The sequence below is a fragment of the Enterobacter sp. Li2LvB3 genome (assembly GCF_056156645.1).
Window position 1 is genome coordinate 51,631 of the sequence record NZ_JBSICG010000011.1, and the last position, 14,190, is coordinate 65,820.

Sequence of the window (14,190 nt, forward strand, 5' to 3'; positions counted from 1 at the left end):
TGGCTAAAGATGGCAAAGTTTAAAACGCTAGCATCCGTTGGATCCATTTCCCAGTACGGCGCAAACTGCGTCCGCTTTTTTGATTCCGCATGAAGCTGTTTTTATTTGCAGATAAATAACTTGTTGTATTATGAAGTTAACTCTTCCGCTGCTAGTCGATTAACCCTATGACATCACTTCTTCTGCATAAATATCATGGCCTCGGTAATGACTACCTGGTTTGCCATCGAGATATTGCCGACCGACTGACCAATGAACAGATTCAGATCTTGTGCCATCGCCACTATGGCATCGGTTCTGACGGCCTGCTTATCGACAGCGGCGATAAGATTCACCCTACACTGAGGATCATTAATCCTGACGGTTCTGAAGCCGAAAAAAGCGGAAATGGTTTGCGAATTTACGCACGTTATCTTTTTGATATCGGTCGGGTGGGACATCAGCCGTTTCTGGTGCATACCGCAGGTGGAGACGTCCGTTGCACTGTTCATGACGATCCTCATCAGATTACGGTCGAAATGGGCCAGGCGAATTTTAATCCGGCGGCATTGCCTGCCTTACTGGATCTGCCCGAAGCCCTGAATTATCCCCTGAAACTGAAAGATGAAACCCTGTCAGTGTCACTGGTTTCAATGGGCAATCCCCATTGTGTCGTACCCGTCGATAAGCTGGATTTGGCGCAGGTGCACCGGTTAGGCCCGCAGATTGAAAACCATCCTCTGTTCCCCAGACGAACGAATGTGCAATTCGTTGAAGTCGTTGATCGCGCTACGCTGCGCATCGGTATCTGGGAGAGAGGGGCCGGATTCACGACAGCATCCGGTAGCAGCAGCTGCGCGGCCGCCAGTGTGATGCGCAAGCTGGGGCATGTTGACGATCGGGTCAACGTCAATATGCCCGGTGGGCAGCTGCAGATTAGCTTCAGCCATGATTTTCAGGTCAGCATGTGCGGCCCGGTGCATAAAATTGCCAGCCTGACGGTAGATGAAGATTGCTTCAACGCGGCGATAACGCAGAAATAAGGGAAAGGAAATGAAAAGGGTGAAGACAATCGTGATGCTGGCCGTTGTGGCCAGCCTGGCAGCAGGGTGTGCGCCGTTACATCCGTCCGGATGCCATAAAACAACGGCAACGGGTAGTTGCGGCTCTGGTCGCTGGGATGACAATGATCAATGGGGCGCACAAGCGCGGGCAATCAGAGACGCAGTCAATGCCAAAATTGCAGATCCACAACGCTGGAAAGGGAAGAAATGCAGGTTGCATCTGGAATTTGCTGAAGATGGTACGGCGCTAAACATATCAACCAGCAACGGCAATAAAGCCTATTGCGAGGCCATAAAATCAGCAGCACAAAAAGCCCAGTTCCCGGCCTTTACCAACCCGGATGTTTATCGGGATTTTCAGAAATCCGGCTTTGATATGCAGGGTTAGCCATAAAATTACCGCAGGGGAAATAACAATATGTCAGGAAAACCGTAGCCGTGACTCGTGATTTCTCCTGTGGCTGCGCAATCTAATAAACCTCTATTTTCGTAGGTCTTCAACGTACTACCTAAACTGGTGGCTTGTTTTTTGTACAAAAACCATAGGATTAATCGCACATCAAATAGCAGTGTCGATATTTATTAATTAATATTAAAAAATTGATATGACATAACTCATTGATTCCATTAAGTTAAAATGTTGTTGAACTTATTGCAACAAGATTGGCCAGGCAGCATATACTAAAGGCATGATATCTAAATTATAATCCTTTAACATCGGGTAGATAGGTGAGGTTAGAATGCGTTTAATTGTCATGTTGTTGAGCCTGGTGGTCTGCACTCAGGTCTGGGCAGGGGAACTTACCAAACCTACCGGTAAAGTCCTTTTAACCATATCGGGTAAAATAGAAAATACCAACGATAACGGCAAAGCCGTTTTTGATATCGCGAGCCTTGAGAAACTGGGCGTAGTGAGTTTTCAGACCTCTTCACCCTGGTATAATGGGCGCACGAATTTTACGGGTATTTCCATGCAAAAGCTCATGGATTATGTCGGGGCGAAAGGGACTGTTGTTAAGGTCACCGCGCTCAATGACTACACCACTGTTATCCCTCTCAGTGATTTCAAGAATTACAATGTGATCCTCGCGTTTAAAATTAACGGGGAATATATGCGTGTCCGTGATAAAGGCCCGTTCTTCATTGTGTATCCCTATGACAGTTTGCCTGAACTGAATAATCAGATCTATTATTCACGATCAGCATGGCAGGTCAGCCGCATGAGTATTGAGTAAGAGTTCAGAGGAGCATCATGAACAGAATACTGGCTGGCATAATCTTTTCCCTTTTTATATCCACAGGGTATATCTCTTTCCTTGTGCATGAAAGGCAACAAGAGTTACAGAAGCTAAGTCGTTACACCGACTCATGGTCTGCTGCACAGCTGGTGTCAGAATATTACCGTTTCGAGTCATGGCTTGGTCTTTACACTATTGTTGATACGATGGAACTTGATGACGTACGCCTGCGTCTCGACATTATGCTCAGCCAGAGTGATTTAATGAAAGGCGGTGATTTAGGGCATTATATAGACAGCAATAAAGCCCATCATGAACTGGCGTTACAACTTCAAAGTACGCTTGAATATCTGGATGTTCATCTTGAGAAGATGGACCGCTCAGACATCAAGGAGTACCTGAAAGTCATGCATGAGCTTGATTCGCCGCTAAGCCGCCTTTCATCTGGCGCATTAGACAAAGATGTTAACTCGATAAATAATGCGAACCACAATATTCAAACGCTGTATTATATTTATTCAGCAACGTCGGTACTGCTAATAATACTCAGTGCGATATTAGGCGTGCTGATATTCTATCAAAACAGAAATATTCTGAAGGCGCATCTTCAGGTTAAAAGTCTGGCTGAAGAGCTCCAGAAATCGAAAGAAAAACTGCAAAGCCAGAATGCAAAACTGGAGTATGACGTCTACCACGACTCTCTCACAGAGATGAATAACCGCCATTTCTTCTGGGAAAATTTAACTAAAACCATCGAGGTGGCAGAAAAAGTTAATCACTCTGTGGCTGTCATGTTGTTTGATTTAGATCGATTCAAAGAGGTCAATGATACATACGGACATGATGCCGGTGATATCTTATTACGCCAGATTTCCCACCGTCTGGTGTCGATGAGCCTTGCTTCAGATACGCTTTACCGCTTAGGCGGAGATGAGTTTGCGTTTCTTTCGAGTGGCCTGACCGAAAGCCAGGCGGTTTCCCGGGCCCAAAAAATATGTGAATTTATCAACCAGCCGTACACGATTTATAACACCATTATCAACATCACCACCTGTGTGGGTATTGTTATTTCTGAGACTGAACGCCGCTCTGACTATCTCTATAAATTTGCCGATCTGGCCCTTTATGAAGCCAAAAATGAAGGTTCAGGTAAGATAAAAGTCTTCCGGCAGCGCATGTTAGACAAGCTGCAAGAAAGCAGAACCCTTGAACATGATATGGCCATGGCAATCGTGAACAAAGAGTTCGTGGTTTATTATCAGCCTATTGTTGATTCGTTCAGCCGGGAAATTTACAGTTATGAAGCCCTTATTCGCTGGATACATCCTCTGAAGGGACTCCTGTTACCGGATAGCTTTATTCCGGTTGCTGAAAAAACAGGAATGATTAACGAGATGGGTAAAACGGTGCTCGAAATGGCCTGTCGGGAAGCGGCGACCTGGGCAGTTCCGGCGAAAATTTCAGTCAATGTCTCCCCTGTCCAGCTCAGCAGTAAAACCTTTGCCGGAACAGTGCTGTCCATTCTGAAGGAAACAGGGCTTCCAACTGAACGTCTTGAACTGGAAGTGACTGAATCCTCTCTCTTTACGGAGAGCACTACGCCGATGAATACCCTGAACAAGCTCAGATCCCAGGGCGTGAAAATCTCCATCGATGATTTTGGTACGGGGTACTCTTCTCTGTCGCGACTGAGCCGGATTGCCTTCGATAAAATCAAAATAGACAAGTCATTTGTCCATTCGCTGGCTACCCAGGAAGACGCCATTAATATCATCAAACTCATCACGGGGATGGCGAAATCCCTAAATATGAAGGCTATTGCAGAAGGTGTTGAAACGCAGGAACAGCTGGAGAGTCTTCAGGCGCTGGGCTGCGATTTCGCACAAGGGTATCTATTTGGTAAACCTCAGCCACATATCGCAGCGGAAATACGCAACGGTTATCAGGAACAGTTAAACTGCGAACGTTTATCCTGAGCATGTTCCAAAGGCTTACCTGATAGCAAAAGTGGCCATCTGATACCAGCCATCGGTGGTTTTCCCTTTGTTGGCAAGCTGGACTCGCGGTATTCCGTGGGGATCGGTCGCGATTTGATATTCAGCGTGCTGGCGTGCTGCTGCAACGCCCAGTCGAAGGTCGCCTGGACTTCTGTGCGGGTGTAGTAGCCGAAGTCATCAATTAAAATCTACTATTCATCACATTAGACAATGGGCTGAGGGATGTTGAGACAGCACAAACAAAAAACATGCCGCCTTTAAACGTTCATGAGGGGATTATTCAATTATTTAAAAATACGGGGGAAGGCAGTATTGAGGCGGGTTCTCGTGCCGTTGAGCTGGCTGCACCAACGGGGTGTGGCTACCGGCCCGACAGGGAGATCTATTTTCCTCTCCCCGCAGGATGAGCCGACAAGCCCGCTAACGATATTATTTTTTCTTATTAAGCATCGCCTTTAAATCAGCGAAGGGATTATAGGTTGCCTCGCCAACATCTTTTTGCGCGTCTTCACCCGCCACAACGGTGGTGCCGTACTGGTCAGCTTCGGTGTACTTAGAGTGTTCGTGGTCGTGGCAAAACAGACACAACAGCTCCCAGTTACTGCCATCTTCCGGGTTGTTGGTATGGTCGTGATCGATGTGGTGCACCGTCAGCTCGCGCAGGTTTGAATACACAAACTCCCGCGAACAACGCCCGCATACCCAGGGGTAGATTTTAAGCGCCTTTTCACGATAGCCGCTTTCCAGCCGCGCGTAGTTTTTGGGGATCAGAGCCATTGCCAATGTTACCTGCTAAAAAGAGTGGGTTTCACAATATATCCCATAATGGAAAGAAGGAGAATAAGCGAGATGCCACTCTGCGCGAGCCATCTCTTTAGCAACCCACCAGGCGTGAAAATCACAACGCTTGAGTATTAACCTGAGCTTATGGTTTTTGGGCGGCGGTACGCCAGATTTTTACACTGGGATTGAACGACAGGTGTTGTTGTTTGTGTGGTTAATTGACGAGGAGATAAGAGGTTTATTGGGTTTTTATTTTTCGCTTAATTGTTTTGAAAATATAAAGGCATCAAATTAATTCACTTTTAACAATCCGGGAATTTATTATCATAGCAGTTAACAGGGTATGATTTTACGTGGGGTCTATTATGTTTCTCGTTTCGCTGAAGAAGACGTTAATCACGGGCGGGCGTGATAAGGCCGAAAAAAGGACGATAAAAGATAAGCTGAATCATCAGTCTTACTTAGAAGGCGAAAGAGTATTAGAAATATATTTAGTGCGGCTGCTCTGTGCTGCGACGCTATATGGTACGTTGCTAATGGCATATCATAGCTATTGATTTTCACCCGTGCATTCATAAGAACAGTTGCCGCAACCCCGGAGTACTGGCACTCACAGGGTTAGGGCATTCCAGTCAGGTCTGAACACCGTATAGTCGTTATGAATCACATGCATTTAGCGCAAGGCTGCAACGACTCCAGGCCAGTAATGTCTTTTGCTTCCTGCTCCGCCTCTTCACGCCCTGGCGAGCAGCATTTGAAATATGCAGAAGTGGTAAATGTTGAATCTTCTCCGCCATTTATGGTTGGGCAGGACGCTTTATGGACGCGGGTGAGCGTAGCGTCTGTTTTTCGCCCGGTACCGTTGGCGCTTTTCGGCAAATTAACAACATAGCCCGTCGGGTTTTCATATAACCATGCTTTATATGCCTCTTCACTGTTATCCATCCGGTCGCTATGGAAAATCCTGATCATCTCTGAACTCCTGTTTTTTTAATAGGGGGCATAAGGTTTAGATTAGCTGCGCGATAAAGCGTAAAGATTATTACAGACAAAGAGATGAACGTAATATTGTTTAACCAGGAATGCATTTGCAATACAATTGTCCCGGTTATGCGCGCTCGCGGCCACTTCTTCACGATCACCGCCTCCGGCGTGGCACACTCTGACCAATCCCCTGTATAATCCCCCGAAATTCTCCAACCGGTTTAGAAACGAACATGACAAAACTCACCTTACAAGAGCAGATGCTAAAAGCGGGCTTAGTGACCAGCAAGAAAATGGCCAAAGTTCAGCGCACGGCAAAAAAATCACGCGTTCAGGCCCGCGAGGCGAGAGAAGCGGTAGAAGAGAACAAAAAAGCGCAGATCGAGCGTGATAAGCAGTTGAGCGAGCAGCAGAAACAGGCTGTGTTAGCGAAAGAGTTTAAAGCTCAGGTCAAGCAGCTGATTGAAATGAACCGTATTTCGGTCTCAAGAGGCAATATCACATTTAACTTCACCGACGGCAATCTGATCAAAAAGATTGAGGTGGATAAGCAAACCCAGACGCAGCTGATTAATGGCCGCCTCGCCATCGCGCGTCTGGTGATTAACGCCAGCGGTGACTGTGAATACGCGATTATCCCGGCAGTTGTGGCGGATAAAATTGCCCAGCGTGATGCAGACAGCATTGTGCTGAACAGCGCGCTCAGCAAAGAAGCGGAAGATGAAGACGACCCGTACGCAGATTTCAAAATCCCTGACGATTTGATGTGGTAAGTCGTATCTAAAACGGGCTGGCGTTACGCGCCTTTATTAACTCCCCGGTGACCGGATGAACAAAATCCAGTCCACTGGCGTGTAGCATCAGCCTCGCGGTATTTTCTGTGCCCGGCAACGCAAGCCCTCCGTACAAATCACAGCCTAAAATCGGGTGTCCTGTCTGCTGGCAGTGAATGCGCAGCTGGTGAGTGCGCCCGGTTTCCGGGATAAGCTCGACCCGCGTTAACGGCAGTTCCGCACCCTGATAAAAACGCTCAATGACCCGATAGCGGGAGCGGGCCGGTTTGCCGGTCATAGCGCAAATCGACATCAGCGGAAACAGCGCCGGATCTTTGGCAATCGGCGCGTCGATCACTCCTTCATCTTCTTCCATATGCCCGCAAAGCAGGGCGGTATACACCTTGCTGATGGTGCGCTGACTGAACTGGTGACACAGGGCGGCGTTGATGGCTTTATTGCGGGCGATCACCATTAATCCGGATGTGCCGAAATCCAGACGATGCACCAGCGTGCAGCCAGGGAAAATTTTAACCAGCCGGTAATGGACGGAATCGAGATTGTGCGGGTTTTTACCGGAAAGGCTAAGCAGCCCGGACGGTTTATTGATAAGCGCGATGTGTTCGTCCTGCCAGAGGATCTCTATCTCATCAGGACAAGGTGGGGCAATAAACGTATCAACAATGACAGACATCAGGCTACCCGGCTGGAGAGTGGGAGCGGATGATAGCGAAATACGGGGGAAAATTAAAACCCTCCCACCGGGCGGTGAGAGGGCTAAATCTTATGCTGCTACGAAACCGTCAATAGCGGCTTTCGCGTCAGACTGAGCTTTGGTCGCCACTTCCGGACCGTAAGCGATACCTTCAGCGAACACGAAGTTCACGTCGGTGATGCCGATGAAGCCCAGGAAAACGCTCAGGTATGGGGTCACCAGGTCAGTCGCGGTATCTTTGTGGATACCACCACGGCTGGTCAGCACAACCGCACGTTTGCCTTTCACCAGACCTTCAGGGCCTTTTTCGGTGTAACGGAAGGTTACGCCAGCACGCGCCACCAGGTCGAAGTAGTTCTTCAGCTGGGTTGGGATGTTGAAGTTGTACATTGGAGCGTTGATCACGATAACGTCGTGAGCTTGCAGTTCTGCAATCAGCTCATCAGACAGCGCCAGCGCTTCCTGCTGACGTGGAGTCAGCTGAGCATCGCTCGGACGCAGTGCGCCAACCAGTTCGCCGTCCAGCACAGGGATCGGGTTAGCCGCCAGGTCACGTACGGTGATTTCGTCAGCAGAATGCTGTTCACGCCACTGTTCAACGAAATAGTCAGACAGCTGACCAGACTGAGAGTACCCTGCCAGAATACTGGATTTCAAAACTAATACTTTGCTCATGGGTGATTCCTGTTGTGCATTTGATTGAAGGGGGTTGCCCCGTTGCTTGTTGACACTCTATTCACAATCCTGTCGCAGGGATAGCGCAATATATCGAATCCTATGTTCGATTTTTTTGAATAAGGCGGCCAAAGCCGCAATGTGGTAATCTATACCAATCATTAAAATGAGATTTTACCAGGCAGAGCACTGCCCGTTAACGCTATGACAGAACAACAAAAATTATCCTTCCCGATGCTCCTGCAACAGCTCGATTCCCTTATGCTGCGGGACAAACAGCGTTTTGCCCGCCGTCTGCATGGCGTGAAGAAGGTTAAAAATCCTGATGCACAACAGGCCATTTACCAGGAGATGGCGCAAGAGATTGAACAGGCGGCAGGGAAAGTTGTGCTGCGCGAAGCCGCGCGTCCGGCGATCACCTACCCGGAAAACCTGCCTGTCAGCCAGAAGAAACAGGACATTCTTAACGCCGTACGCGACAACCAGGTGGTGATCGTGGCGGGGGAGACGGGGTCCGGGAAAACCACACAGCTACCTAAAATCTGTATGGAGCTGGGGCGCGGTGTGAAAGGGCTGATTGGCCATACACAGCCTCGTCGTCTGGCGGCGCGTACCGTGGCGAACCGTATTGCCGAAGAGCTGCAAACGGAGCCGGGCGGCTGCATTGGCTACAAGGTGCGATTCAGCGATCACGTCAGCGATAACACCATGGTCAAGCTGATGACCGACGGTATTCTGCTGGCGGAAATCCAGCAGGATCGCCTGCTGATGCAGTACGACACCATCATCATCGATGAAGCGCACGAACGCAGCCTGAATATCGACTTCCTGCTCGGTTATCTGAAAGAGCTGCTGCCGCGCCGGCCGGATCTGAAAATCATCATTACGTCCGCGACCATCGACCCGGAACGTTTCTCGAAGCATTTCAACAATGCGCCGATTATCGAAGTTTCTGGCCGTACCTTCCCGGTGGAAGTGCGTTATCGCCCGATTGTTGAAGAGGCGGACGATACCGAGCGCGACCAGTTGCAGGCTATTTTCGATGCCGTCGATGAGCTGGGGAACGAAAGCGCGGGCGATATCCTGATCTTTATGAGCGGCGAGCGCGAAATCCGCGATACCGCCGACGCGCTGAGCAAGCGTGATCTGCGCCATACCGAGATCCTGCCGTTGTATGCCCGTCTGTCAAACAGCGAGCAAAACCGCGTATTCCAGGCGCACAGCGGGCGTCGTATCGTGCTGGCAACCAACGTGGCGGAAACGTCACTGACCGTACCGGGTATTAAGTACGTAATCGACCCAGGTACGGCGCGTATCAGCCGCTACAGCTACCGCACCAAAGTGCAGCGCCTGCCGATTGAACCGGTTTCCCAGGCCTCTGCTAACCAGCGTAAAGGGCGTTGCGGTCGTGTATCTGAGGGGATCTGTATTCGTCTTTATTCTGAAGATGATTTCCTCTCCCGTCCGGAGTTTACCGACCCGGAAATCCTGCGTACCAACCTGGCGTCCGTCATTCTGCAAATGACCGCGTTAGGATTGGGCGATATTGCCGCGTTCCCGTTTGTGGAAGCGCCGGATAAACGCAACATTCAGGACGGCGTGCGCCTGCTGGAAGAGTTAGGCGCCATCACCACTGACGAACAGGCAACGGCGTATAAACTGACCCCGCAGGGGCGTCAGCTCAGCCAGCTTCCGGTTGACCCGCGACTGGCACGTATGGTGCTGGAAGCGCAAAAACATGGCTGCGTGCGTGAAGCGATGATCATCACCTCGGCGCTTTCCATTCAGGATCCGCGCGAGCGTCCGATGGATAAACAGCAGGCATCCGATGAGAAACACCGCCGTTTCCACGACAAAGAGTCAGATTTTCTCGCCTTTGTGAACCTGTGGAACTATCTGGGTGAACAGCAGAAAGCGCTGTCGTCTAACCAGTTCCGCCGTCAGTGCCGGGTTGATTTCCTAAACTATTTGCGCGTGCGTGAGTGGCAGGATATCTACACCCAGCTGCGCCAGGTGGTGAAAGAGCTTGGCATCCCGGTGAACAGCGAGCCGGCTGAATACCGCGAAATTCATATTTCACTGCTGACGGGGCTTCTGTCCCATATCGGGATGAAAGACGCCGATAAGCAGGAGTTTACCGGTGCGCGTAACGCTCGTTTCTCTATTTTCCCGGGCTCTGGTTTATTCAAAAAACCGCCGAAGTGGACAATGGTGGCCGAGCTGGTGGAAACCAGCCGTCTGTGGGGGCGTATTGCTGCCCGCATCGATCCAGAATGGGTTGAGCCGGTTGCTCAGCACCTGCTGAAACGCTCGTACAGTGAACCGCACTGGGAGCGCGCGCAGGGCGCGGTCATGGCGACAGAAAAAGTGACCGTTTACGGCTTGCCGGTAGTGGCGGCGCGTAAGGTCAACTACAGCCAGATTGACCCGGCGCTGTGCCGCGAGCTGTTTATTCGTCATGCGCTGGTTGAAGGTGACTGGCAGACGCGCCACGCGTTCTTCCGTGAAAACCTGAAACTGCGCGCTGAAGTGGAAGAGCTTGAGCACAAATCCCGACGCCGCGACATTCTGGTGGATGACGATGCGCTGTTCGAATTTTATGACCAGCGTATTAGCCATGACGTGATTTCTGCGCGCCACTTTGACAGCTGGTGGAAGAAAGCCAGTAAAGAGACGCCAGACCTGCTCAACTTTGAGAAGAGCATGTTGATCAAAGAAGGGGCGGAATCGGTCAGCAAACTGGACTACCCGAACTTCTGGCATCAGGGCAACCTGAAGCTGCGTTTGACCTATCAGTTTGAGCCAGGGGCAGACGCCGACGGTGTGACGGTACATATCCCGCTGCCGCTGTTAAACCAGGTGGAGGAGAGTGGTTTTGAGTGGCAGATCCCCGGCCTGCGCCGCGAGCTGGTGATTGCCCTGATTAAGTCGCTGCCAAAACCGGTGCGCCGTAACTTTGTTCCGGCGCCGAACTATGCCGAGGCATTTTTGGGCCGCGTTACACCGCTGGAACTGCCGCTGCTGGAATCGCTGGAACGTGAATTCCGACGTATGACCGGCACGACCATCGACCGCGACGACTGGAACTGGGATCAGGTGCCCGATCACCTGAAAATCAGTTTCCGCGTGGTGGACGATAAAAACAAAAAGCTCCTGGAAGGGCGTTCCCTGATGGAGCTGAAAGATGCGCTCAAAGGTAAGGTACAGGAAACCTTGTCTGCCGTGGCGGATGACGGTATCGAACAGAGCGGGTTGCATATCTGGAGCTTTGGTCAACTGCCGGAAAGCTACGAGCAGAAACGCGGAAACTACAAGGTGAAGGCCTGGCCTGCGCTGGTGGATGAACGTGACAGTGTCGCGATCAAGCTGTTTGATAATCCGCTGGAGCAGCAGCAAATGATGTGGCGCGGTTTACGCCGCCTGCTGCTGTTGAACATTCCGTCGCCGATTAAGTATCTGCACGAAAAACTGCCGAACAAAGCCAAGCTGGGTCTCTACTTTAACCCGTACGGGAAAGTGCTGGACCTGATTGACGACTGCATCTCCTGCGGCGTGGACAAGCTTATTGACGAGGCGGGCGGCCCGGTCTGGACGGAAGAGGCGTTTGCGAAACTGCACGATAAAGTGCGCGCAGAGCTGAACGACACCGTGGTCGACATCGCCAAACAGGTAGAGCAGATCCTGACGGCCGTGTTCAATATTAACAAACGCCTGAAAGGGCGCGTGGATATGACCATGGCGCTGGGGCTGTCGGACGTAAAAGCCCAGATGGCGGGGCTGGTGTACCGTGGTTTTGTCACCGGCAACGGCTTTAAGCGTCTGGGTGACACGCTGCGTTACCTGCTGGCTATCGAAAAACGCCTTGAGAAGCTGGCCGTGGATCCGCATCGCGATCGCGTGCAAATGCTGAAAGTGGAAAGTGTGCAGCAGGCCTGGCAGCAGTGGCTCAATAAACTGCCGCCAGCCCGCCGTGACGATGAAGATGTTCAGGCAATCCGCTGGATGATTGAGGAGTTACGCGTCAGCTTCTTCGCGCAGCAACTGGGTACGCCGTATCCGATTTCGGATAAGCGTATTTTGCAGGCGATGGAGCAGATTTCCGGTTAAATCTCTGTTTTCTCCCTCTCCCATAAGGCGAGGGAGCCGTACCTTCACCCATTCACCATCGCCAGCGTAAACCCATCCCAACCTTTAACCCCCACCGTTTGCAACGCGGTGGCGGTTAAACGTGGGTTATCCCCAATCATCTCGAAAAACCGCCGCACGCCCTGTACGCGCGCGTCGTCACTCTGTCCGTTAATCACTTCGCCATCACGTACCACGTTATCGCCGATAATCAAGGTTCCCGGGCGGGAGTAGTACAGCGCCCACTCCAGGTAACCCGGGTTATTTGGTTTGTCGGCATCAATAAAAATCAGATCAAACGGCAGAATATCGCCCAGCTTTTCAAGTGATGTCAGCGCAGGGCCTTCAATCAAGGTGATGCGCGTGTCCAGACCTGCCAGATGAATATTCTGTCGGGCGATATTTGCATGGGTCGGGTCTGCTTCCAGGGTGATGAGTTGCCCGTCAGGCGGCAGGGCGCGCGCCATCCAGATTGAACTGTATGCACCCAGAGTGCCGATTTCCAGAACGCGCCTTGCCTGCGTCATACGGACAAACAGTGCCAGAAGCTGCCCCTGATTGGCGGCAACATCATGCTCCGGTAGCCCGGCGCGTTTATTGTTTTCAAGTACCTGCCGGAGCACGTCATCCTGAGGTATAAGACGAGAAATCATGAAATTATCTACGGCAGACCATTGTTGTTGCATAGATTGACTCCCTGGGATTAATGGCCGGGCAAGGCGCAGCTGCCACCCGTCATGTTGCTACTGATTAGCCCACCGGAGAGGAGCGCGCACTGGTCAGGTTACAATGAAATAAGCAGCGACCGGTGCTTTTTCAGGCGGTATGAGTGGCATGATCTTTTGTATGCGTTGTCATTAAAAGCATAAAATGCAGCTGCAACCTGCCTCTTTTTGGATATTTTTGGTTATTTGGAAAGATGACAAATTGAGCGGGTTTTGGTGTCCCGGCTTTCAGAGTGCTCCTCTGTTTTGTCAGGAAAAAACCGCTACCCTGAACAGAAAAGCGCATAAGGAGTATACAATGAACCGGGCGATCTTTCCGTGCCTGCCAGACGAAACACTGGCCGCCGTCAACACCGTAGGTGAGTGGCTGGCGCAGGATGATGTCAACGCGGGCACTGCGGCGCAGAACATTGATTTTGTAGTGCTGGCGGGAAATGCGGTGATCCCGACCATTGATGCTGCCTGTCGGTTTGCGGCAACGCAAAACGTGCCGTTGCTGATTAGTGGTGGGATCGGCCATTCCACGTCGTATCTGTATGCCGCGATTGCACATCATCCTCGCTACCACGGTATTGCCACCACGGGCAGGGCGGAAGCCAGCATCCTTGCAGATGTGGCGCGCCAGTTTTGGCATGTACCGCCGGAACATGTCCGGGTAGATGACCAGTCAACTAACTGTGGCGAAAATGCCCGCTTTAGCTGGAATATGATGAAGCAGCAGCGCCCTCTGGCTGAACATGTGCTGGTGGTTCAGGATCCCACAATGCAAAGACGCACGATGGCGACCTTCGCCCGCGTCTGCCGCGATGAGCCGGTTTCACCGCAGTGGATTAGCCACCCTGGGTTTATCCCGCAACTGCAGAACAGTGACAAGGGGCTGGTATTCTGTGGCGGTGGCGAAGGCGTGTGGCCTGTCGACCGCTATCTGTCGCTGGTGCTTGGTGAGCTGCCGCGCCTGTTTGATGATGCCAACGGGTATGGCCCTGCGGGCCGCGACTATATCGCGCACGTTGATTTCCCAGATGCGGTACTCAGGTCATGGGAGATTTTACGCTGTGACACCATTCTGACCGATGCCCTGACCAGCCGCTCACTTATCTAGCCTGCTGCCCGTTTGCGCAGGGTTTTCCGC

The 14,190-nt window shown here is 51.1% G+C and carries 12 protein-coding genes; 7 read left to right on the top strand and 5 right to left on the bottom strand.

All coding sequences use genetic code 11. The features are described 5' to 3' along the window. Positions 1-167 precede the first annotated feature (167 nt). The 4 genes from dapF to ACS603_RS10975 all read left to right on the top strand — a co-directional run bounded on the left by dapF (position 168) and on the right by ACS603_RS10975 (position 4,257). The gene (dapF, locus tag ACS603_RS10960) at positions 168-1,022 is read left to right on the top strand and encodes a diaminopimelate epimerase (protein WP_474944244.1); all 855 of its coding nucleotides are present in this window, start codon (positions 168-170) and stop codon (positions 1,020-1,022) included. A 10-nt stretch (positions 1,023-1,032) separates the two neighbouring features. Beyond that, on the top strand, positions 1,033-1,431 hold the full coding sequence (locus ACS603_RS10965) for a cell envelope integrity TolA C-terminal domain-containing protein (protein ID WP_182060987.1): 399 nt from the start codon (positions 1,033-1,035) through the stop codon (positions 1,429-1,431). A gap of 352 nt (positions 1,432-1,783) precedes the next feature. Further along, entirely contained in the window at positions 1,784-2,278 is a 495-nt protein-coding gene (locus tag ACS603_RS10970; RefSeq protein WP_315688594.1) for a putative pterin-binding protein, read from the top strand. Between the two features lie 17 nt (positions 2,279-2,295). After that, on the top strand, positions 2,296-4,257 hold the full coding sequence (locus tag ACS603_RS10975; protein ID WP_395677313.1) for a putative bifunctional diguanylate cyclase/phosphodiesterase: 1,962 nt from the start codon (positions 2,296-2,298) through the stop codon (positions 4,255-4,257). A 450-nt stretch (positions 4,258-4,707) separates the two neighbouring features. On the opposite strand, the gene yajD is transcribed toward ACS603_RS10975, so the two are convergent. Both yajD and ACS603_RS10985 read right to left on the bottom strand, forming a co-directional pair. Then, complete coding sequence (gene yajD / locus ACS603_RS10980) at positions 4,708-5,055, bottom strand: HNH nuclease YajD (protein ID WP_014070216.1); 348 nt, start codon at positions 5,053-5,055, stop codon at positions 4,708-4,710. A 669-nt stretch (positions 5,056-5,724) separates the two neighbouring features. Beyond that, on the bottom strand, positions 5,725-6,033 hold the full coding sequence (locus tag ACS603_RS10985; protein WP_474944245.1) for a hypothetical protein: 309 nt from the start codon (positions 6,031-6,033) through the stop codon (positions 5,725-5,727). A gap of 245 nt (positions 6,034-6,278) precedes the next feature. On the opposite strand from ACS603_RS10985, the gene ACS603_RS10990 reads away from it, so the two are divergent. Then, positions 6,279-6,818, top strand: coding sequence for a DUF2058 domain-containing protein (locus ACS603_RS10990; protein ID WP_182061025.1), 540 nt, complete (start codon positions 6,279-6,281; stop codon positions 6,816-6,818). Positions 6,819-6,825: 7 nt separating this feature from the next. Here the strand turns inward: ACS603_RS10990 and ACS603_RS10995 are convergent, their stop codons facing one another. After that, positions 6,826-7,512, bottom strand: coding sequence for an RluA family pseudouridine synthase (locus ACS603_RS10995; protein WP_315688600.1), 687 nt, complete (start codon positions 7,510-7,512; stop codon positions 6,826-6,828). 90 nt (positions 7,513-7,602) lie between these two features. Continuing rightward, positions 7,603-8,208 carry an FMN-dependent NADH-azoreductase gene (azoR, locus tag ACS603_RS11000; protein WP_014070219.1) on the bottom strand — a complete coding sequence of 202 codons (606 nt, stop codon included), beginning with the start codon at positions 8,206-8,208 and terminating at the stop codon, positions 7,603-7,605. Between the two features lie 204 nt (positions 8,209-8,412). On the opposite strand from azoR, the gene hrpA reads away from it, so the two are divergent. Beyond that, complete coding sequence (hrpA, locus tag ACS603_RS11005) at positions 8,413-12,315, top strand: ATP-dependent RNA helicase HrpA (RefSeq protein WP_474944246.1); 3,903 nt, start codon at positions 8,413-8,415, stop codon at positions 12,313-12,315. Between the two features lie 44 nt (positions 12,316-12,359). Here the strand turns inward: hrpA and ACS603_RS11010 are convergent, their stop codons facing one another. Then, a complete protein-coding gene (locus ACS603_RS11010; RefSeq protein ID WP_474944247.1) occupies positions 12,360-13,019 on the bottom strand; it encodes an O-methyltransferase in 660 nt (219 codons plus the stop codon). Positions 13,020-13,356: 337 nt separating this feature from the next. Between ACS603_RS11010 and ACS603_RS11015 the strand changes: the two genes are divergently transcribed. After that, complete coding sequence (locus tag ACS603_RS11015) at positions 13,357-14,160, top strand: YdcF family protein (protein ID WP_315688603.1); 804 nt, start codon at positions 13,357-13,359, stop codon at positions 14,158-14,160. The last annotated feature ends 30 nt before the right edge of the window (positions 14,161-14,190 follow it).